The sequence below is a fragment of the Paenibacillus oenotherae genome, from assembly GCF_019443105.1.
Lineage (GTDB): Bacteria > Bacillota > Bacilli > Paenibacillales > Paenibacillaceae > Paenibacillus_Z > Paenibacillus_Z oenotherae.
The window spans coordinates 237,045-257,586 of record NZ_JAHZIJ010000006.1 but is presented as its reverse complement, the minus strand read 5'-3'; the positions used below and the strand labels follow the sequence as shown (position 1 = coordinate 257,586).

General features: G+C 50.0%; 19 protein-coding genes, 1 pseudogene and 1 riboswitch. Of the genes and pseudogenes, 18 read left to right on the top strand and 2 right to left on the bottom strand.

The window, feature by feature from the left end:
• Positions 1 to 3: 3 nt before the first annotated feature.
• Positions 4 to 1,485 carry a stalk domain-containing protein gene (locus tag K0T92_RS11680; RefSeq protein ID WP_246628090.1) on the bottom strand — a complete coding sequence of 494 codons (1,482 nt, stop codon included), beginning with the start codon at positions 1,483 to 1,485 and terminating at the stop codon, positions 4 to 6.
• Between the two features lie 340 nt (positions 1,486 to 1,825).
• On the opposite strand from K0T92_RS11680, the gene K0T92_RS11675 reads away from it, so the two are divergent.
• The 18 genes and pseudogenes from K0T92_RS11675 (at position 1,826) to K0T92_RS11590 (ending at position 19,506) form a co-directional block, all read left to right on the top strand.
• Entirely contained in the window at positions 1,826 to 2,536 is a 711-nt protein-coding gene (locus K0T92_RS11675) for a response regulator transcription factor (protein WP_219872639.1), read from the top strand.
• Complete coding sequence (locus tag K0T92_RS11670; protein ID WP_219872638.1) at positions 2,533 to 3,570, top strand: sensor histidine kinase; 1,038 nt, start codon at positions 2,533 to 2,535, stop codon at positions 3,568 to 3,570. The genes K0T92_RS11675 and K0T92_RS11670 overlap by 4 nt, the downstream gene beginning before the upstream one ends.
• Before the next feature lie 83 nt (positions 3,571 to 3,653).
• Positions 3,654 to 4,574, top strand: a complete 921-nt coding sequence (locus K0T92_RS11665) for an ABC transporter ATP-binding protein (protein ID WP_219872637.1) — start codon at positions 3,654 to 3,656, stop codon at positions 4,572 to 4,574.
• Positions 4,567 to 5,301, top strand: coding sequence for an ABC transporter permease (locus K0T92_RS11660; RefSeq protein ID WP_219872636.1), 735 nt, complete (start codon positions 4,567 to 4,569; stop codon positions 5,299 to 5,301). The genes K0T92_RS11665 and K0T92_RS11660 overlap by 8 nt, the downstream gene beginning before the upstream one ends.
• A gap of 19 nt (positions 5,302 to 5,320) precedes the next feature.
• Entirely contained in the window at positions 5,321 to 6,118 is a 798-nt protein-coding gene (locus tag K0T92_RS11655) for an undecaprenyl-diphosphate phosphatase (RefSeq protein ID WP_219872635.1), read from the top strand.
• Positions 6,119 to 6,192: 74 nt separating this feature from the next.
• On the top strand, positions 6,193 to 6,600 hold the full coding sequence (locus K0T92_RS11650; RefSeq protein ID WP_219872634.1) for a DUF2203 domain-containing protein: 408 nt from the start codon (positions 6,193 to 6,195) through the stop codon (positions 6,598 to 6,600).
• Between the two features lie 194 nt (positions 6,601 to 6,794).
• Positions 6,795 to 6,995, top strand: a riboswitch (cobalamin riboswitch).
• A gap of 144 nt (positions 6,996 to 7,139) precedes the next feature.
• Positions 7,140 to 9,443: a 5-methyltetrahydropteroyltriglutamate--homocysteine S-methyltransferase gene (metE, locus tag K0T92_RS11645; protein ID WP_219872633.1), complete on the top strand. Its 2,304-nt coding sequence runs from the start codon at positions 7,140 to 7,142 to the stop codon at positions 9,441 to 9,443.
• A 57-nt stretch (positions 9,444 to 9,500) separates the two neighbouring features.
• Entirely contained in the window at positions 9,501 to 9,662 is a 162-nt protein-coding gene (locus tag K0T92_RS11640; RefSeq protein WP_219872632.1) for a hypothetical protein, read from the top strand.
• 507 nt (positions 9,663 to 10,169) lie between these two features.
• Positions 10,170 to 13,067, top strand: coding sequence for a Na+/H+ antiporter subunit A (locus K0T92_RS11635; RefSeq protein WP_219872631.1), 2,898 nt, complete (start codon positions 10,170 to 10,172; stop codon positions 13,065 to 13,067).
• A gap of 2 nt (positions 13,068 to 13,069) precedes the next feature.
• Positions 13,070 to 13,408 carry a Na(+)/H(+) antiporter subunit C gene (locus K0T92_RS11630; RefSeq protein WP_219872630.1) on the top strand — a complete coding sequence of 113 codons (339 nt, stop codon included), beginning with the start codon at positions 13,070 to 13,072 and terminating at the stop codon, positions 13,406 to 13,408.
• Positions 13,401 to 14,990 (top strand): Na+/H+ antiporter subunit D, encoded by a 1,590-nt coding sequence (locus K0T92_RS11625; RefSeq protein WP_219872629.1) that lies wholly within the window; start codon positions 13,401 to 13,403, stop codon positions 14,988 to 14,990. Before K0T92_RS11630 ends, K0T92_RS11625 begins: the two co-directional genes overlap by 8 nt.
• A gap of 10 nt (positions 14,991 to 15,000) precedes the next feature.
• Positions 15,001 to 15,327: pseudogene (locus tag K0T92_RS11620) on the top strand (Na+/H+ antiporter subunit E); the annotation flags it as partial.
• Positions 15,324 to 15,617, top strand: a complete 294-nt coding sequence (locus tag K0T92_RS11615; RefSeq protein ID WP_219872627.1) for a Na(+)/H(+) antiporter subunit F1 — start codon at positions 15,324 to 15,326, stop codon at positions 15,615 to 15,617. The pseudogene K0T92_RS11620 and the gene K0T92_RS11615, both read left to right, overlap by 4 nt.
• Positions 15,592 to 15,960: a monovalent cation/H(+) antiporter subunit G gene (mnhG, locus tag K0T92_RS11610; RefSeq protein WP_246628088.1), complete on the top strand. Its 369-nt coding sequence runs from the start codon at positions 15,592 to 15,594 to the stop codon at positions 15,958 to 15,960. The genes K0T92_RS11615 and mnhG overlap by 26 nt, the downstream gene beginning before the upstream one ends.
• A gap of 185 nt (positions 15,961 to 16,145) precedes the next feature.
• On the top strand, positions 16,146 to 16,583 hold the full coding sequence (locus tag K0T92_RS11605; protein WP_219872626.1) for a carboxymuconolactone decarboxylase family protein: 438 nt from the start codon (positions 16,146 to 16,148) through the stop codon (positions 16,581 to 16,583).
• A 133-nt stretch (positions 16,584 to 16,716) separates the two neighbouring features.
• Positions 16,717 to 16,890, top strand: coding sequence for a hypothetical protein (locus K0T92_RS11600; RefSeq protein ID WP_219872625.1), 174 nt, complete (start codon positions 16,717 to 16,719; stop codon positions 16,888 to 16,890).
• Positions 16,891 to 17,005: 115 nt separating this feature from the next.
• A complete protein-coding gene (locus K0T92_RS11595; protein WP_219872624.1) occupies positions 17,006 to 17,515 on the top strand; it encodes a hypothetical protein in 510 nt (169 codons plus the stop codon).
• A 1,250-nt stretch (positions 17,516 to 18,765) separates the two neighbouring features.
• Positions 18,766 to 19,506, top strand: coding sequence for a CAP domain-containing protein (locus tag K0T92_RS11590; RefSeq protein ID WP_246628087.1), 741 nt, complete (start codon positions 18,766 to 18,768; stop codon positions 19,504 to 19,506).
• Between the two features lie 33 nt (positions 19,507 to 19,539).
• Here K0T92_RS11590 and K0T92_RS11585 read toward each other — a convergent pair whose 3' ends face one another.
• Positions 19,540 to 20,424, bottom strand: coding sequence for an AraC family transcriptional regulator (locus K0T92_RS11585; RefSeq protein ID WP_246628086.1), 885 nt, complete (start codon positions 20,422 to 20,424; stop codon positions 19,540 to 19,542).
• Positions 20,425 to 20,542: the final 118 nt, after the last annotated feature.

Sequence of the window (20,542 nt, the reverse complement as noted above, 5' to 3'; positions counted from 1 at the left end):
CGCTTATTGCATCGCAATCCGAATTAGATCCTCCTCAGGCACCCAATCGACGGAAGCGCCCAGCGCTTCACTAATGAACCTTAGCGGCAGGTACGCTGTTCCATTGACTGTAAAAGGCTCGTTCTGCAGCTGAACGGGTTTGTTGTTCATGCTAACACCTGCCGACTTGAAGTTGATTGTGATTGCCAGAGGAGTACCGGGCATAGATCGGCTGATCGTTGCAACCTTATTCTTCTCGTCCCAAGCAATGCTGGCGCCCAGCTTCTCGAAGACAGAACGAAGCGGTATGAAGGTCTGAGCGGAGCGTGTTATTACTCCGTTGGTCAGCACAACGGCTTCGTCGTTTAATTGAATAGAAAGGGGCCGCTGCATGGGCACTTGCGTGTTATGCATAAACTCATAGTCGCCATAACCTAATTCCCCATTCTTGTTAACACCCCAGCCCCACAATGTCCCGTCATTCTTGCGCATGATAAGGTGACGGCCGCCTGATTTTATTTCACTTACATCGGCTGCTATGAGCGTAAATTCGGCAAGCGGGGACATTCGCTCAAGATCGATCGAGGTTTCGAATACCTTTCCTTCGCGTGTAAGCACTAGAATGGAGCGCTCTACGACAAGCGCATCTGTTACATTACTAATGCTGGCAATACGCAGAGGGTCGGCCTGGTTATGAAAAACTGTGCCGTCAGATGATCCTGTAATTGTATCTCCCCAGAACCAAAGGCGGGCTTGCTGGTCAATAGCAAGATTGGCGCGCCTGCTGCTTTTTATGGATTGTATGCCAGTTAATCCCTTCACCTTAGCGGCAGCTAATTGGTCAGCAGAACCGCTGGCAGTAAATTCAACAGGCCACGACCATACGGTTCCGTCCTTGCTCAGTGCGAGATTATAGTCGATGGCAACGATATCATTGAGAGATGCGACTGGTTCATAGGATTGTGTTGAACGGTTATCCTTCCAGACCGTGCCGTCCTTCTTCAGAAACAATTGTCGTTGAAATCCTTCCCGTGGGTAGGATTCATAATAAAAGTCCATACTGGCCACATTGTCTATGCCGGCGAGCAGTGTAAATTCGGGAGCGTCAGATTGGCTCTCCGGCGTGGGAGCGGTAAAGACTTGTCCCTGGGCATTCAGTGCCCACAAATGGCTTCCGTCCAGATACACATCGGCAAGGTCGCGCAATTCCGCAATGGGATGGAGCTGCGCAGCTGCGGCGAGTGAGCTTCTCTCCCAATACCATACGGTATGATCCTGCTTCATAATGAGTTGACCGGTGAATGATTGTTTCACGTCAGCAAGACCATGCACCTGTGTCGGAACCGATTGATTCCCGCCCCACTGCCAGTATGTGCCGTCGGTTTTAATTAGGGAGGCATACTGAAAGGAAGAAATGTTGGAACTCCGCTCCTCTGCGGAAGCGGGGAGAGTCAAGGCGGCAGTTATGCTGGCGATCAAAGCCAGGCTTGTCAGATGCTTTTTCATTCTAGATTCACCTCATCCTTTTAAGAGAAAGAACAACAGAGCGGAGCAGGGGGAATGATTCTGAAGAAGCGTTAGCGTTCGCCTTTGTTCCCGGAATTCCACCATAAATAATCTGCATTCAAGAATTCCGGGAACAACAGCGATCGTAAGAACATTCCTCAGTGCAGCGGATCCGTTGTTCAATTCTATAGTTCAAAGACGTCGATAATTGAAAAAAGGTTCCAGTACTTCTATACTCATCGATAGGAGATACAATATGATGGATTCAGAACGGCGGCGTGCTTCCGAGTATTGGCGGATCGTGTACGCCGGAGATTTTCAACGAAACAGGTGAGAACATATGGGAGATATACATATCCTGATAGCTGATGACGAGAAAGAAATAAGAGATTTATTGAAAAAATATTTGGAGAGAGAATGCTATAAGGTAGATACAGCGCTGAATGGGGAGGAAGCTCTCCGGCTTTTTCATGACAATAATTATAACCTGGCGATTCTTGATCTAATGATGCCTGTAATGGATGGGCTGGAGGTCTGCAGAAGAATGCGGGAAGTATCTAATATCCCCATCGTTATGTTGACTGCCAAGGATCAGGAGCTGGAGAAGATTCTGGGCCTTAGTATGGGGGCCGATGACTATATGACGAAGCCGTTCAGTGTCCATGAGCTGGTGGCCAGAATTAAGGCACAGCTGAGGCGATTCCTTGTGCTCGGCAGTGAGGGGCGTTCAGCATCAGAAGAAACGCCGATCCGATTCAACCGGTTAATGGTCGATGTGAAGAAGCACCTCGTTAAGAAGGGGGAGGAAGAAATCGTGCTGACGGCCAAGGAATTTGAGCTGCTGAAGTTTTTTGTTTCCCATCCCGGGCAAGTGTTTACCAAGACGCAGCTATTTCGGCAAGTGTGGGACAGTCAGTATATCGAAGATGACAATACGGTGATGGTCTATATCCGCAAGCTCAGATTAAAAATCGAAGATGATCCTTCACAGCCGAAGTTTATCCAGACGGTGTGGGGGATCGGATATAAGTTTGCAGGTGACTCCGAATGAAGCCAGATAAGAGCATGCTGCTTCTGTTGCTCCAATTTCTGATCCTGCTAGCGCTCCCGCTCATTTCCTATCTGGCAGGCGGTGGATCGCATGTCATGTTGCAGGGCATGCTTTATGGTGCGTTAGTAGTGATTGCAGCGTCCTTGTTCATGCAACGTTATCGGTTTAATGCCAAGCTCAAGAGAGTGGTAGCGGATCTGGAGCGCGTTCGCATGGGCAATATGAACACCCGGCTGCTGGCCAATGACGGTTCTATGTTTGATGAGGTTATTTTTTCCATTAATGCCCTTATTGAGCAGCTATCCAGGATGCAGATCCAGTCGATCCGCTCCGAGGCAGCAAGGAAAAGTCTGTTGTCCAATATATCGCATGATATCCGAACACCGCTCACCTCCATTATTGGATATGTGGATGCGTTGAAGGATGATATTGCCGGTTCCCATGAAGAGAAGCAGGAATATATGGCGATCATCTCAAGCAAGGCAAGCGCACTGAAGGCGCTGATCGAAGAGCTGTTCCAGCTTGCCAAGCTGGACGGGGACGATATTCCGATGCAGCCGGAGCCGCTTGATCTGGCCGAGATTGCGAGAGAATCTGTGATCGCTTTTCTTCCGGAATTGAAGCAGGCGGGCATTAGGCTGCAAGCCAATATCCCGGAAGAGAAATGTATGATTATGGCGGATCATCTCAGCTTGCTGCGCATTATGAACAATATGATCAAGAATGCTGTCCAGTATGGGAGTGCCGGACAAGTATTGGGCGTAGAGCTGATCGAGCGCGCGAATGCCTATCATCTCAGCGTATGGGATAAGGGGGCAGGAATCGCTTCTGCTGATCTTGCCCATGTGTTCGATAGAATGTATCGAGCAGACCGTTCAAGGAACGCTCAGAATTTCGGAAGCGGTCTCGGGCTTGCCATTGCGAAGGCGCTGGTAGAGAAGAATGAAGGGACAATATGGGTGGAGAGCATACCCGGTGTCAAAACAACGTTTACTTTCTCCATTCCTAAAGAATCGGGATTAAGAATTAATTAAGAACTTATTAAGAGGCATATAAGATCGTCTGCTTATTATTTAACTATGAGCTGTCAGACAGCAGTTTAGAGCAGGAGGTCAAGATGGAAACGATTATCAGAACGAGTGGTTTAACCAAGATTTATGGCACGCAGAAGGCGGTAGACAACCTTGCTATGCATGTGAAGCAGGGACAGATCTATGGTTTTCTCGGCCAGAACGGGGCAGGCAAAACAACGACGATCCGTATGCTGCTGGGGCTCATCAAGCCTACAGACGGGCAGATCGAGATTTTCGGAGAGAACCTGCTTGCCAGGCAGAAGGAGATTCTGAGAAGAGTAGGCTCTATTGTGGAATTTTCCGGTTTTTATATGAACCTGACAGCCAGTGAGAATCTACTTGTCAATGCCAGGCTTATGGGCGTTCATAAGCGGAGGGCCATCGATGAAGCGCTGGAGATTGTCGGGCTGCAGCATGAGACGAAGAAAAGGGTCGGCAAATATTCCTTGGGCATGAAGCAGCGGCTCGGGATCGCCCGAGCGATTCTGCATCATCCTGAGCTGTTGATTCTGGATGAGCCGACGAATGGGCTTGACCCGATCGGGATTAAGGAAATTCGGAAGCTGATCCGATCGCTGGCGGAAGAAAGGAAGATAACGATTCTGATCTCCACCCATATCCTCTCCGAGATCGAGCAGCTGGCAGATGTAATTGGCATTGTCCATCAGGGCAGGCTGCTGGAAGAGCTTGAGATGGAGGACCTGGGGAAGCGGAACCGCAAATATGTGGAATTTCATGTGTCTAACGACAATAAAGCTGCCATGCTCTTGGAGCAGTACTTCCATACGTATGATTATGAGGTGCAGGGAGAGGGCATTATCCGTGTCTATTCCCATATCGGACAGCAGAGCGGGATCAACAAATTGTTCGTGGAGAGCGGTATAGAGGTTTCCGGAATTGCAATGAGCGAAAACAAATTGGAAGACTATTTCGTTCAATTGATAGGTGGTGGAACGATTGGTTAATCTGCTGTATACGGAGTTGTTAAAGCTGAAACGGGCCAAAATGCTGCTGGTAAGCTTGATTGGGGCGTCCGCAGCACCGCTTATGGTCTTTATCGGGTTCCTTGATTTGAAAGTCAAGAAGCCGGATTCAGCCGTTCATTATGAGGAAGTGTTCTACAATACCAATTTGTACGTGCTGTTGCTGATCGGAACATTGTTATATGGCGTAATAACGGCCTATATTTTCAATCGTGAGCATGAAGAGGACACGCTGAAAAATCTGTTGACGATTCCGGTATCCAGAACGGGCCTGATAGTAAGCAAATTGGTGCTGCTGTTCTTCTGGATCATGCTCCTTACGATTGCAGCCTGGGCGCTGACGCTTGCTCTGGGGCTTATCGGCCAGTTCGAAGGATTAAGCGCGGGTGTTTTACTTACTTCCTTCAAACAATTTATAATAGGAGGAAGTCTGTTATTTCTGCTGTCGACGCCAACGATGTTCATTACTTTCCTGTTCCGCAATTATGTGCCCACGATCATATTCACTGCTGCCATCACGATGGGCAACGTGGCACTGGCCAACCGGGAATACAAGGCGCTGAATCCATGGTCCGCTGTACAAGTAATCGCGAATTATGAGCCCGTTCCGCAATATCCGCTCTATTATTCTTACATTGCGATCCTGCTCGTAGCAGCGGCTGGATTTCTGGCAACGGTGATCTATTTTAGAAGACTTGATATTCAATAAGAAAGTGGAGGTTTTTGGTTTGAATGATTATATTAATGCAGTCATCATGGGAATAATCGAAGGATTGACAGAATTTTTGCCGGTCTCTTCAACCGGACATATGATTTTAGCGGGACATCTGCTGAATTTCGAGGGCGATCTCGCCTCAACCTTCAAGGTCGTTATTCAACTCGGCGCGGTGCTGGCTGTACTGGTGCTGTATTGGAAAAGATTCGTAGGCTTCATGAACATTACGCCAGCTGCTCTTAAACGTCCAGGTATTAATATTATTCATGTAGGCTTAGCACTTATACCATTCGTATTCGTCGGCTTTACGATCTACGGCTACATGAAGAAGCATCTGTTCGGGCCAACGCCTGTACTCATCGGCCTGATCGCCGGAGGTATTCTGATGATCGTTGCAGACCGGGTCCGCAGACGGGTCAGTGCAGAGACGATGGATGACATTACATACAAGCAAGCATTCGGCATCGGGTTGTTTCAATGTTTGGCCGTATGGCCTGGCTTCTCCAGATCCGGCTCCACCATCTCGGGCGGCATGCTCATCGGCACCAGCCAGAAGGCAGCGGCTGAGTTTACATTTATTATATCGGTTCCGATCATGTTCGGGGCATCGGCATATGATCTGTACAAGAGCCGGGAGTTTCTCTCAGCAAGCGATATCCCGCTGTTCCTGGTTGGGCTGGCGTCCGCATTCATTGTCGCTATGATTGCCATTGTAACTTTCCTGAACATTATTAAGCGGCTTCGTTTGTCCTGGTTTGCTTATTACCGGTTCGTGCTTGCCATTCTGTTCTTCGTTATTCTATATTTGTAGGATGTAGGGGATTGGAGCGAGAGGAAGGCCCTTGCCTATTCTTGCAGCCTCTCCGGAGAGGAAGGAACAATAGCATGGTCGATAAAATATTTACGCTGGAAGAAGCGAATGAACTGCTGCCTGAACTGAAGGAGAATTTGCAGAAGCTGCAAGCGTTGACGGATCATTATGAGCGCCAATATCGGGAGCTGCAGCAGAAGCGTCTCCAGCACGAGCCGTCTCCCGTCAGCACGGTAGAAGACCCGTTCTTCGAGGCGGAAGGACAGCTGGAATTTATGCGCATCGAGGTTGATCTGCTAGTCGAGAATTTTATTAGAAGAGGGGTAATGCTCAAGATGATCTCCCCTGGATTAATCGACTTTCCGGCAGTTCTGGACGGTGAAGAGGTATTGATCTGCTGGAAGGAAGGCGAGGAACGCATTACCCATTATCACGGATGGAATGAAGGTTTTATCGGGCGGAAAGAGCATCCAGAGGCATGATGAACGTAGTTTATTGTCATTAATATTTAACGGGGTTAAATATGGACGGCAGCCTGAAAAGGCGGCCGTCCTTTGCTTATGGGAGAGGTCATTGCGATCATAATGGCAGCTATAGCTTGTCTATCAATTTGACTTGCCGAATTGCGAACGATTGGTTATGATGTACGATGTATTCCTATTTTGTTAGCTCCGACAATTGAATAACGGAAACAGGTGCTGTCCGGCGTGTAAGACCCGGATCAGCTTAATAGGGAAGTTCGGTGCAATGCCGACGCGGTCCCGCCACTGTAATGGAAGAGTCGCAGCAATATGCCACTGGTTGCAAGAATACCGGGAAGGCTGCTGCAGATGATGACGCCTAAAGCCAGGAGACCTGCCTGTTTCAACAGCACTGCTTTACCTACGGAAGATAGGGAGGTGTTAGACGGCATCCATCGAGTGATTATTAGCGGAGGCGTCTTTCCCCTTGTCAGATTTAGGGGAGAGACGCCTTTTTATGTTGTGTCCATTTAACCAACTACACTGGAGGAATGAAACGTATGCAAGGTCAAATTACAACAGCAAACCTGGGTTATCCTCGAATCGGCGAGGATCGGGAATGGAAGAAAGCGCTTGAAGCCTACTGGTCCGGGAAGCTTGGCCAAGAAGACTTCAAAGTTGAGATGGAGCGTATACAGCTGGCTCATCTTGAAGTGCAAAAAGCGAAAAATCTCGACTCCATTCCGGTTAATGACTTTACTTATTATGATCATATGCTGGACATGGCGGTGATGCTTGGGGTAATTCCAGCCCGGTTCAAACAGGCAGGCGAGGAATGGTCACTTAATATTTATTATGCTATGGCTCGCGGGAATGCATCGGCAACGGCCTGTGAGATGACCAAATGGTTCAATACAAATTACCATTACATCGTCCCGGAGATCGGAGAAGAAGCCCCGCGATTGATTGAGAATAAGCCGTTGTCCGCCTATCGCTTTGCGAAAGCCAAAGCAGGAATCGAAGGAAGACCGGTTATTGTAGGCCTCTATACCTTCCTCAAGCTGTCGAAGGGCTTTCCCGCTCAACAATTGGGCGAGAAAGTAAAGCAATTCCTGCCCCTTTATGTACAGTTGCTGAAGGAGCTGGAAACGGAGGGCGTCGCATGGGTTCAGATCGATGAGCCGGCGCTAGTTACGGACACCGGAGTGGAAGAGTTTGCGCTCGTGGAATCCATCTATGCGCAGATTAATAAAGAGGTGCCTAAGCTGCATATAATGCTTCAAACGTATTTTGAAGCTGCGGAGCATTATGAGCGGCTTGTAAAGCTGCCAGTAAGCGGCATCGGACTTGATTTCGTGCATGATAACGGAGGCAATGCTGCTTCGCTGGCTGCTCATGGCTGGCCTGCAGACAAGTGGCTTGGAGCTGGTGTTATTGATGGACGCAATATTTGGCGCTCTGACCTGGACGCCAAGCTCGTGCTGATTCAAGCTCTGCTGAAAACAGTGCCCCAAGAGCGCATTATTCTGCAGCCATCCTGCAGTCTCCTCCATGTTCCGGTGTCGCTGCAGCGCGAAGTGAAGCTGAATGAGACGATCAAAGGCTCGCTTGCATACGCGAATGAGAAGCTGGATGAGCTCGTGCTGCTGAGGGCATTGCTTAACGGACAGAATGAGTCCGGCATATCTGCTGGACTTGACAGCAGCCGTCAGGCGCTGTCCCAATTCCGCTCCCTTCCGGAGCGAAACAGGAAGGACATTGCCGATGCTATGGCCGCAATCGATGCTGTGCGGGAGAAGCGGAATCTTCCGTTCAGTGATCGTGTCAAGCTGCAGCGCGGCAAATGGAAGCTGCCGCTTCTGCCTACGACCACGATCGGCAGCTTCCCGCAGACGCCGGAGGTGCGCCAAGCCCGTCTGAAGTGGCGCCGCAATGAGTGGGATCAAGCGCAGTACGAGGCGTTTGTGAACCGTGAGATCGAGTCCTGTATTCGCATTCAGGAAGAGATCGGGCTTGATGTGCTTGTTCATGGCGAGTTTGAACGGACGGACATGGTAGAATTTTTCGGAGAGAAGCTGGATGGGTTCCTGTTCACCCAGAACGGTTGGGTGCAGTCTTACGGTTCCCGCTGTGTAAAGCCGCCCGTCATTTACGGAGATGTGGCTTTCGCCGCTCCAATGACGGTCAAGGAGAGCGCCTATGCGCAATCGTTGACAAGCCTGCCTGTGAAAGGCATGCTGACAGGTCCCATTACCATTCTGAATTGGTCGTTTGTGCGTGATGACCTCAGCCGTGAGGCCGTGGCGAACCAGATCGCGCTAGCGCTCAAGAGTGAAGTGCTCGCTCTGGAGGATGCCGGCATTGAGATGATTCAGGTGGATGAGCCTGCACTGCGCGAAGGATTGCCTCTCAAGCAGCGGGATCAGGAAGCTTATCTCCAATGGGCGGTGAAAGCATTCCGTCTATCGGCGGCGAGCGTGCAGGACACGACACAGATTCATACCCATATGTGCTACTGTGAATTCCATGATATGATCGATTCCATCCTTGCGCTGGATGCGGATGTCATCTCGATCGAGACGTCACGCAGTCATGGCGAACTGATCGCAAGCTTCGAGCTTCAGGGTTATGATCATGGCATCGGGCTTGGCGTCTATGATATTCATAGTCCGCGTGTACCGTCTGTCGATGAGATGTCGGAGATGATCGACCGGGCGCTTCGAGTGCTGGACCCGGAGCTGTTCTGGATCAATCCCGATTGCGGCCTGAAGACGAGAGGCTGGGCAGAGACAGCCCCGTCGCTTAAGAACATGATTCAAGCTGCCCAAATTGCACGCGAGAAGCTGCAAAATGTAAAGGCATAAGCTGCTGGCAGCGCTAAGATGAATGCCCTGTCCAAATAAAGGTAGCAGGAGGGATATATGCGGCAAGATCTCTTATATTTTCTGATGTCCGTGGATGATGACCAGGTGATACGCTCCATGATGTACAATATGAATAGAGAAGATTTGACGACCTTATTCCATCATCTCAGCTATGCTTCGCCAGATCAGTTGGAACGCTGGCAGTTGATCTATGAGTAGCTTATGCAGTAGCCACCACCACCTTGCTTGAGTTGCCCGGTGGAATACTATAGTAGAATGCGCGGTGCGCAAACCTGCAAAAGTGCATCTATTTTTGCTGAATCAGGTTAATTAAGCGAAAAGCCTGCGATAGAGCAGGTATTCTAGCAATTTCTCCCTCACTATAGGCTTAGGCTGACAAAAAGATGCGGTATAGCAGGAATGATGCCAGGCCGGCTTGATATGGACATCAAAGGATGCACAATTGCAGGAATTGAGCACGAAGGGTTCCTGTAGAGCGATTAATTCATCTTTGACAACCGGAAGACGGAACGATATACTTAACACCAGTTTAGTAAATCTCATATTTGTTTGACCGGAGGAGCCTGCCAACAGCGGGCTCTTTTTGCGTTTTTTTGGTTTCTCTTTAAGTTTCTCTTTAAGTTTCTCCTGTCTGCTGCACTTACTTTTAACGATTTATGGAAATGCTAAGCTTCTAATTCTGACAATAGTGAGGGAGGATTGAAAGTGACTCATCTTCATATGGCAATACTGCTTCCGTTTCTGCTGGCTGCAGCCTGTCGGCTCCTTCAAAAGCTGCTGAGTCGTGTTCATGCCGGATGGCTGATTATCCCTGCGCCTGCGCTGCTGTTTATTTATTTTGTAACGCGAATTCCATCGGTGCAGGAGGGGCACGCAATCTCAGGACGAATACCCTGGATACCGTCGCTTGGCATTGATTTTACTGTATATCTGGATGGGCTCAGTCTGTTGTTTGCCTTGCTTATTAGCGGGATTGGCACATTGGTTGTGCTGTATTCCATCTATTATCTGGACAAGCGGAAGGAGCTAGTGGGGCTGTTTTACATTTATCTGCTGCTGTTTATGGGCGCAATGCTTGGTGTGGTGCTGTCCGACAATATGATCGTTCTGTATGCGTTCTGGGAATTGACGAGCATTTCCTCCTTCTTGCTAATTGCCTTCTGGCATAATCGGGAAAAGTCGAGATACGGTGCGCTGAAATCGATGGTTATTACGGTATTCGGCGGCTTGGCGATGCTTGCCGGGTTCGTATTGCTCTATGTCATGACGGGGACGTTCAGCATCCGTGCAATTATTGGCGATCTGAGCGCCATCATGGGCGATGGGCTGTTCGCACCAGCGATGCTCCTGATTTTGCTTGGCGCGTTTACTAAGTCTGCTCAATTTCCTTTCCATATCTGGCTGCCGGATGCGATGGAAGCACCTACTCCGGTCAGCGCATATCTTCATTCGGCAACGATGGTGAAGGCCGGATTGTATCTGGTCGCGCGGCTCAGTCCTGTATTCTCGGGCGATGCTCTCTGGTTCTGGTCTGTATCCTTAGCAGGAATGGTTACCCTGATCTACGGTTCCTACCGGGCGATGAAGCAGACGGATTTGAAGGCGATGCTGGCATACTCCACCATCAGCCAGCTTGGACTTATGATGAGCTTGCTTGGCCTTGGCTCTGCAAGCGCCTTTTATTCCGTGGGAAGTCAATCCTTGCTCTATACTGCGGCAACGATGGCGGCGGTCTTCCATCTCATTAATCATGCCGTGTTCAAAGGAGCGCTGTTCATGGTGGTCGGCATAGTAGACCATGAAACGGGAACGAGAGATATCCGCAGACTTGGCGGGTTAATGTCATTCATGCCATTAACATTCTCGATTGCGCTGATCGGCTCGTTCTCCATGGCAGGTCTTCCGCCGTTCAACGGCTTTCTGAGCAAGGAAATGTTCTTCACGGCTGTGCTGAATATAACGGGGATGGACAAGCTGAACATGGAATCCTTCGCCATACTATTCCCGGTTGCCGCATGGATCGCCAGCATCTTCACATTCGTCTACAGCATGCTGCTGTTGTTCCGGACGTTCTTGGGGCGTAAGCAGCCCGACAAGCTGGACAGGAAGCCGCGTGAAGCGCCTGTTGGCATGCTGCTGCCGCCCATTGCACTAGCTGTACTTGCAATCCTGTTCGGTCTGTTTCCGAATCTGTTGTCCTATTCCATCATCGAGCCTGCAATGGCCGCTATACACCCGGGCCAGCTTGTGCCTGGGGAGCATTTTGTAGTGACGATCTCTCACTGGCATGGCTGGACAACCGAGATCTTCATGACGATCGGTGTTGTCCTTGCGGGGACGATCCTCTACAAGCTGCACGCTCGTCTGAGCGCCATTCGCGAGCCGCTATGGACCAGGAGGCTGACATTGAACCGCACTTATGACGAAGGGCTCAGGCTGCTGGATACCGGCTCGCGCAGGCTGACCAATCGCTACATGACGGGATCGATCCGGCATTATTTGATTTATATATTCGTCTTTTTGATCGCGGCAATCGGTTGGACAATCTTTAGAACTGTTGATCTGGCTGCGCTTCATCTTGCGGATTTTGCGCCGATGTCGTTGTTCGAGGCTGTCAGCATGATCGTGCTGATCCTGTCGGTTATTGCAGTTCCCTTCGCAAGCTCGCGCATGATCGCGATTATTTTGACCGGGACGGCGGGGTATATGGTTACCTTGTTCTTTGTTATTTTCCGGGCACCGGATCTTGCGCTAACACAGATCATTGTTGAAACCGTATCCGTCACGCTATTTCTATTATGCTTCAATCATTTGCCGGAGCTGAAAAGGGAGGCAGCAGCGCTGCGCTTCAAATTGTCCAATCTGCTCATTGCTGTCGGAGTCGGCGCCGCCATGACGCTGCTCGCGCTAATTGCCAGCAGTGAACGGTCATTCGAATCGATATCGCATTTCTTCCTGGAGTCGAGCTATAAGCTGGCAGGCGGCAAAAATGTCGTCAACGTTATTCTCGTTGATTTCCGCGGCTTCGATACCATGCTGGAAATTCTCGTACTTGGCATCGCTGCATTCGGGATCTGCGCCTTGATCAGATTGCAGCCGGGCACTTCCGATAAACAGGCCTTGCCTGCCAATGAACAAGACAACGGCAGGGGCAAACGCAGCCGCACAAGCAATCTGGCTGTCAGGAGCAATGATGTTATTCTCAAGACCATTGCCAAAGCTGCAATCGTTATTATTCTATTGTTCTCCCTGTACATGCTCAATACCGGCCATAACAATCCGGGAGGAGGCTTTATTGGAGCGCTAATGGCTGCAGCAGCCCTCATTCTGCTGGCTATGGCTTATGGCAGAAGGACGCTTCGCAAAGTCATACCGATTGATTACCGTGTATTAACAGCTCTCGGCTTATCGGTGGCAATCCTTACAGGGATCGGCTCATTCCTGTTTGATGCTCCCTTTCTGTCGCATACGTTCGGCTATTTCGATATTCCGCTTCTTGGCACAACAGAGCTCGCAACCGCCATGCTGTTTGATCTTGGCGTGTACATGACGGTTGTAGGCATGACCATGACGATTATTCTGACGATCGGGAGGGATAAATAACGATGGAATTATACATGTCTCTGGCCATTGGCGTTCTATTCACAGTCGGTGTGTACCTCATTCTGTCGAAAAGCTTGCTGCGCATTATTCTGGGCACCTCACTGATGACGCACGGCATTCATTTGCTGCTGCTAACGATGTCCCGCTTGAAAAGGGGGGCGCCGCCGCTGCTTGGCGAGGAGGCTGAGGCTTATGGGGATCCGCTGCCGCAAGCACTCATTCTGACATCCATCGTCATCAGCTTTGGCGTAACGTCACTTTACCTCATATTGGCCTACAAGGCCTACCGGAAGCTGGGAACCGATAATATGGAGCTGCTGAGGGGGGAGGAGGATGAATAATTTGCTTGTTCTGCCTCTGCTAATTCCTTTGAGTACAGGTGTTATTCTATTGTTTCTAAAAAATAAAATGATTGCCCAGCGCTGGATCAGCGCACTTGGCATGGTACTGAATCTTGCATCCGCTTGTCTGATTCTCTATCAGGTTAAGGCGGAAGGGATACAGACGCTGCACATGGGAGGATGGCTGCCGCCTTATGGCATCGTATTCGTTGCGGATATGTTCGCAGCGCTGCTTCTGCTGATGACCTCGGTGGTCAGCATAGGCTGTCTGTGCTGCGCATTCGGGACAGTCGGCGGGGCGAGGGAGCGCAATTATTTTTACCCCTTCTTGCAGTTCCTGCTTGTAGGCGTCAGCGGGTCGTTCCTTACAGGAGATTTGTTCAACCTGTTTGTCTGCTTCGAGGTCATGCTGATTTCCTCCTACGCGCTGCTTGTGCTTGGAGGGACACGGCTCCAGCTAAGGGAAACACTGAAATATATGCTCATTAACATTGTATCCTCCACCTTGTTCGTTGCAGCCGTCGCTTATTTGTATGGAACTGTCGGCACGCTGAACATGGCGGATCTATCCCTTAGGGTGGCGGAAGCAGGACAGGAGGGGGTGCTGAACGTTATCGCCATACTCTTCCTGGTTGTCTTCGCGATCAAAGCAGGCCTGTTCCTGTTCTTCTGGCTGCCAGGCTCTTATAGTGCGCCTCCGGCTGTGGTTACCGCACTGTTCGGGGCGCTGCTGACGAAGGTAGGGCTGTATGCGCTCATTCGCACTTTTACGCTAATTTTCTATCATGAGCCTGCTGCTGCCCACAGCTGGATTGGTTGGATGGCCGGGGCAACGATGATTCTGGGAGCGCTTGGCGCGGTTGCCTATTCAGATATTGGCCGCATCTTGAATTATAACGTTATCATCAGCGTTGGCCTCATCGCTTTTGGCTTGGCAGCAAGCACAGAGGAATCATTGAATGGCGTGGTATTCTATCTTCTGCATGACATGGCGGCCAAAGCGCTGCTGTTTATACTGGGAGGCATTATAGTGGGGCTGTCAGGAACGAGGCGATTGCAGGAAATGGGAGGTTTAATGAAGCGCTGCCCGCCCATTGGCTGGATGTTCTTCCTTACTGCACTGGCCATTGCAGGGATACCGCCGCTCAGCGGATTTGCAGGCAAGCTGCTGCTGATCCAAGGCGGCCTGCGTGCCGGATACTATGGGCTCTCGGCAGTGTCGCTGCTTACTAGTCTGATCGTGCTCTACTCCTTGCTTCGCCTATTTATGGCAGCATTCTGGGGAGAAGCGAAGGCTCAGCCGGCTTCCTTGCCGCCATCGTCCGGCTTCGCGCTAATGCCGGCAGCAGCAGCGGCTGCAGTCTCTACGTCAACGCGACGAGCACCAGCCTCAGCCTCTACGTCAGCGCGAGCTATAACGCTGGCGCCAGTACGCAAGCGGCTAGTCCTTGCTTCAGGAGCATTGCTGCTGATCGTCATCTCCATGGGGATCGGCTCTGAGTGGGTCTATTCTTTCACTGCAGAAGCAGGGGAGACGCTTATGAATCCGGCCATTTATATCGATGCTGTCTTGAAGGAGTAGAGTGAATATGAAGAAACTGTATGCAACAGCGAAGCTGCTTGCGCTATTCGTCAAAGAGCTGTTCATTTCCAGCTATGCAGTCATTCTGCATATTATCCGGCCCAGGCTGGCTGTACGACCGGGAATTTTCGCACTTGAGACGGAGCTGGAATCAGATTGGGAGATCACACTGCTGTCCTGTCTCATCTGTCTGACGCCCGGCACGCTGACTTTGGATGTAGCACGGGACAGCCGCACCTTGTTCATTCATGCGATGGATATAGGCGACGCCGGGCTTTTGTCCCAACAAATTAAAGGATCATTCGAAAAAGCGATTATGGAGGTGACGCGGCCGTGATGTCTAACCTGCTCCTTCTATCGCTGGCTGTATTGGCTGCGGCCATACTGGGCTGCCTTTACCGCTTGCTGAAAGGCCCGACTGTCCCTGACCGGATCGCCGCTCTGGACACGATTGGTGTTCTGCTGCTGTCGATGATCGCCGTTCTTTGCATGCTGTTTCGAACAACCGCCTATTTGGACATTATTCTGGTCATCGGTATTTTAACCTTTATAGGAACGACTGCACTCACGCGATATATAGAAAGGGGAGTCATTATTGAGGATGGAGATGCTGAAGATGATCGGTGAAATGGCAATTGGAGCTGTTGTGCTGCTAGGAGCATGCATTGGCGCGATAAGTGCCTTTGGCTTGATTCGGCTTCCCGACATTTACTTGAGATCACATGCGGCTACCAAGAGTGCGACCGTTGGCGTGCTGCTCATACTGGCGGCTGCATTTCTTTATTTCCTGCTCTATCTTGACCACGTCAGCGTGAAGCTGCTGCTCGGTATCGTATTCGTATTTCTTACTGCTCCCGTTGCTGGTCATTTGACCGGAAGAGCCGCTTATCGATCCGGTGTTTCTCTGTGGAAAGGAAGTGTGAGGGATGATCTGAAGCAGGAAGATTCTTCGGCACAAGGACCGCTATAGAATAGAGGGAACTCTTTGTTTGCAGATTGGACAAGTGGGCAGAAAATGAGCATGAAGATGGCATTTGCCTGTATGAGAAATTCCAATTTGAACTTTTTTTGCTGAACGTGTCACAAATGATGAGTGCCGGCAGTCTTGTTAAGTGAAAGAAGCGACGCACCACTCATTACAAGGAGGAATTCAAGATGGAAACGAGATTCAGAATGGAACAAGTAAATGCTCGAGCTTATGAAGGCATGCTAGGATTGGAAAAGGCAGTGAGCTCCGCAAGCCTGGACAAAAAAATGAAGGAATTAATAAAAATCCGGGCTTCCCAAATAAATGGCTGTGCTTTCTGTATCAATATGCACGCCTTAGATGCGCGCAAGCTGGGTGAGACAGAGCAGCGTATCTATGCACTCAATGCATGGAGGGAAACCACGTTCTTCACTCCGGAGGAGCGAGCGGCGCTGGCTTTGGCAGAAGCTGTTACCCTCGTCACGGAAGGGCATGTTTCTGACGAAGTATATAACGAAGCGCGTCAGTACTTCGATGAAACCGTACTTTCAGAAATTATTATGGCTGCAGTTACGATCAATGCGTGGAATCGCATTGCAATAGCAACTAGAATGATTCCCGTATAAGACTGCGTTCGCACTGCGCGCAGCTCCCAGCGTACGTTGCGAATGCTGCATAACGGCGGTCGGTCGACCACAGCTGCTGCATTTGCTGCCGAACGGATCGGAACGATTGGAAGGAACGCGAGAATGGTTCGAAATGACCGAAATGACCGAAATGATTGAAATGATTGAAATGATTGAAATGATTGAAATGATCGTAATGACCGAAATGATTGAAAGATCAAATGAGCGCTGTTCTAATAGAGGAGGAGAGATGCTGCCGCTGGCGGCATCTTCTTTTTTTGCCTATCCTATCGAGGGTGTGAGTTAATACTGGACTTTGGTCTAGGAAGCGGTTCACCTATAGTAGGAGGTTCGGCCCCGACTTGTTGTGATACAATGGGTTCAACAAATGGAATTCCGATTACATATAAGGGAGATGTAACATGAGGATTAGAACGATTTTGGGGACACTGCTTATTTTCTTGGGGGCGTACTTGTTTTTGAACCGCGGAGGCTCGTTCGGCCCGGGAACGATTTTCGCCTATTTCTGGCCAAGCCTGTTTGTAATACCGCTCGGACTGTTTTTTCATTGGATGTATTTCTACATGACGGGGCGCAAAGGTGTCGGATTGCTGGTTCCTGGCGGGGTTCTCTTTACAGCCGGAATTGTGTGCCAGTTCTCCATGCTGTTCGACAGCTGGAGCTACATGTGGCCAGGATTTATTATGGCTGCTGCCGTCGGATTGTTCGAGCTTTACTGGTTTGGCGGACGCAACAAGTGGCTGCTGATCCCGATTAATATTTTGATTGTATTGTCCCTGCTGTTCTTCGCAGTATTCTCTACCGGTGTGCTGCTCAACAATCTGGCAGGCCAACCGCTTATTGCCGGAGCGATACTCCTAATTGGAGCATTGCTGCTGGTCGGACGGAAAAAGGAGCATTATAAGGAGTAAGGTGATTAAAAAGGTATGTTATAAGGGAATTAAGGAGAGGCTGCCAACTGGCGGTCTCTTCTTTCGTTATGTGGCAGAGGGGAGGCAGATGCAGAAAACCTGCGATATCAGGCTGAAGCTGCCGAAGAAAGTCATGCCGAAGAAAGTCTACGGTTCCTGTCAACTAGCCTCCAAATGTATGCCAGTGTGACTGACTTCAACATCTCAGATGGTAAAGAGCGCAGATGGTAAAGGGAGAGAAGCCTGCGAAAGGGCAGGAATTTCGGCGAAAAGGAGCCACTGATGGCAGAAAGCCTGCGAAGAGGCAGGAATAAATGGCGGATCGGGCTGCTATCGGGAAAATATGGCGAAAAGCCTGCGCTCTGGCAGGCATTCGGCCTTCAGCAGGCTGAAATGAGGAAAAGCATGCCTTTTCACACGTTTTTTGAATAGTCCGGGGGGTTTCCCGCCAACTGGACTTCAAAGGTGAACCAGTGACTGACTTCAACATATCCAGATGTTAAAGAGCGCAGATGGTAAAGAGCGCAGATGGTAAAGAGGGGAAGCCTGCGAAAGGGCAGGAATTTCGGCGAAAAGGTGCCACTGATGGCAGAAAGCCTGCGAAGAGGCAGGAATAAATGGCGGATCGGGCTGCTATCGGGAAAATATGGCGAAAAGCCTGCGCTCTGGCAGGCATTCGACCTTCAGCACGCTGAAATGAGGAAAAGCATGCCTTTTCGCACGTTTTTTGAATAGTCCGGGGGGGTTCCCGCCAACTGGACTCCAAACGTGAACCAGTGACTGACTTCAACATATCCAGATGGTAAAGAGTTCAGATGGTAAAGAGTTCAGATGGTAAAGAGCGCAGATGGTAAAGAGGGGAAGCCTGCGAAAGGGCAGGAATTTCGGCGAAAAGGTGCCACTGAAGGCAGAAAGCCTGCGAAGAGGCAGGAATAAATGGCGGATCGGGCTGCTGTCGGGAAAATACGGCGAAATGCCTGCGCTCTGGCAGGCATTCGGCCTTCAGCAGGCCGAAACGGGTTAAAAGCCTGCTATTGCGCAGCAATGTTCAGTAATGTCTGCTGCTGTTGCTGTGGGGACTGGCTTCTCCCAGCGAGGAACCATTCCATTTCAACAGCCTGCAAAAGGTCGTTATGCAGCGGAATCGCACAGGTTAGCCGGTGCTTGACTCGCATGCAAATAATCGATTTCGAATCCGGGCATACTGAGCCAGCGATACTAAAAATTCAGCAGGCGAGGGTGAGTATACGTTGAAGAAAATAATTGCAATTGCTGCTGCGTTGCTGTTAGGAGCACTTTTTGCTGTTAACTACAACACCATTGACAAGGATCGGGGGCCTACACCGGATCGTGTGGCGACTCCTGGACCGACGGTCGGCCAAGCGTCATCGACTACATTAACGCCTAAGCAATCCACCATTAGAGCGAAGCAATTGCCGGGAAATTGGACTGATCTTCTCCCATATCTACCGATAACGAACAATCCAGGCACGCAAAACCGTTATAACCCGGGAACACCGAACACGAACAATCCCGGAACACAAAACCGTTATAATCCCGGTACACCGAACACGAACAACCCTGCCGGGAATAACAATCAGTCGAATCAACCGGCAACATCGTCTTCCCAATTCGAGAAGCAGGTTCTGGATCTGGTCAATCAAGCCCGCTCTTCGGCTGGACTGAATGCTCTTACGATGGATCAAAGCTTGTCCAATGTCGCGATGGCGAAAGCCAAGGATATGCATAATAACAATTATTTCGACCATAATTCACCGACCTATGGCTCTCCATTCGAAATGATGAAGAAGTTCGGCATTTCCTACAGTTATGCGGGTGAGAATATCGCCAAAGGGCAGCAGAGCGCGCAGCAGGTTATGAATGACTGGATGAATAGTCCAGGCCACCGGGCCAATATTCTGAACAGCAATTACACCAAAATAGGTATCGCTTATTACAGCGGTGAATGGGTTCAGGAGTTTACCGGCTAAATTTCGGCTGGTGCAATAACATGCTCAACATGCTCATGTGAGCTGCCGGGATGAGGAGGATTTCCACTGGCCTGGAGAATATCCGCTTCTCTTCTTGAAGGTTTTGGAGAAATGATGCAGGTCTGCAAAACCGCAATAGGAGGCGATTTCCTCCTGATTCAGCTCCGTATTCCGCAGCAGCTCCATGGCATGGTTGACACGCATATGAAGCAAATACTGATGTGGGGACATGCCGTAGCGCTTCTTGAAGGTTGCGCTGAAGCGCGATACCGACAGATTGGCGCGTCCTGCCATATCCTGCAATGTCAACGGCTCGCTGAGATTCAGGGAGAAGTATGAGGTAATCCAGTCAAAGGTCTGCACGGTTTGACGGGTGCCGCGTATCGGTGCATAGTAGGTTTCCAGCAGTGAGACAATGAGTTCTGTAACAAGAACCTGATTCTTCAATTGGAGAACAGGGTCCTGCTGCAGGCACAGCTCGATAATTTGCAGGAATGTTTCTCTGAATTTTGTGGGCTGCAGCGGTTCGATATTCACGGGAACTTCAATACCGTAAACGTCGTCGAGCCTGGGCTGCAGCAGCTCCTGATAGGCTGTCAAATCAACCTGGCCTGCCCGGGTGGGAAAGCTCCTTTCCCGCTCGGTATTATAAAAAATATCAAAATGAATAAACGGTGTATTCGTATCCGTCAGCCCTTCCAGCACAACCAGACTCCCCGGCTGCACCAGACAGAACTGCCCCGCTTGAAATCTGTATTCCCGATGATCCACCCAGAATAGGCAGCTTCCATCCTGAATGTACACCAGCAAATAATCCAACAATCGCCGCTCGGGAAATCGCCACGGTTTTCTGAGGGCAAATTCGCTCTCCCTTACATAAGGAACAACCGGGCGCATCTTTAGCAATTCGGTTAGCATTAGTATAATAAACTCCTTTCCCCATGTTATATTCTCTGCTGACTATAGCATATTTATGCGGTTAATCGCAGTTGTTTTTGACAAAAAGTCAGGCGGGTTTGACAATGACGGCCGTCGT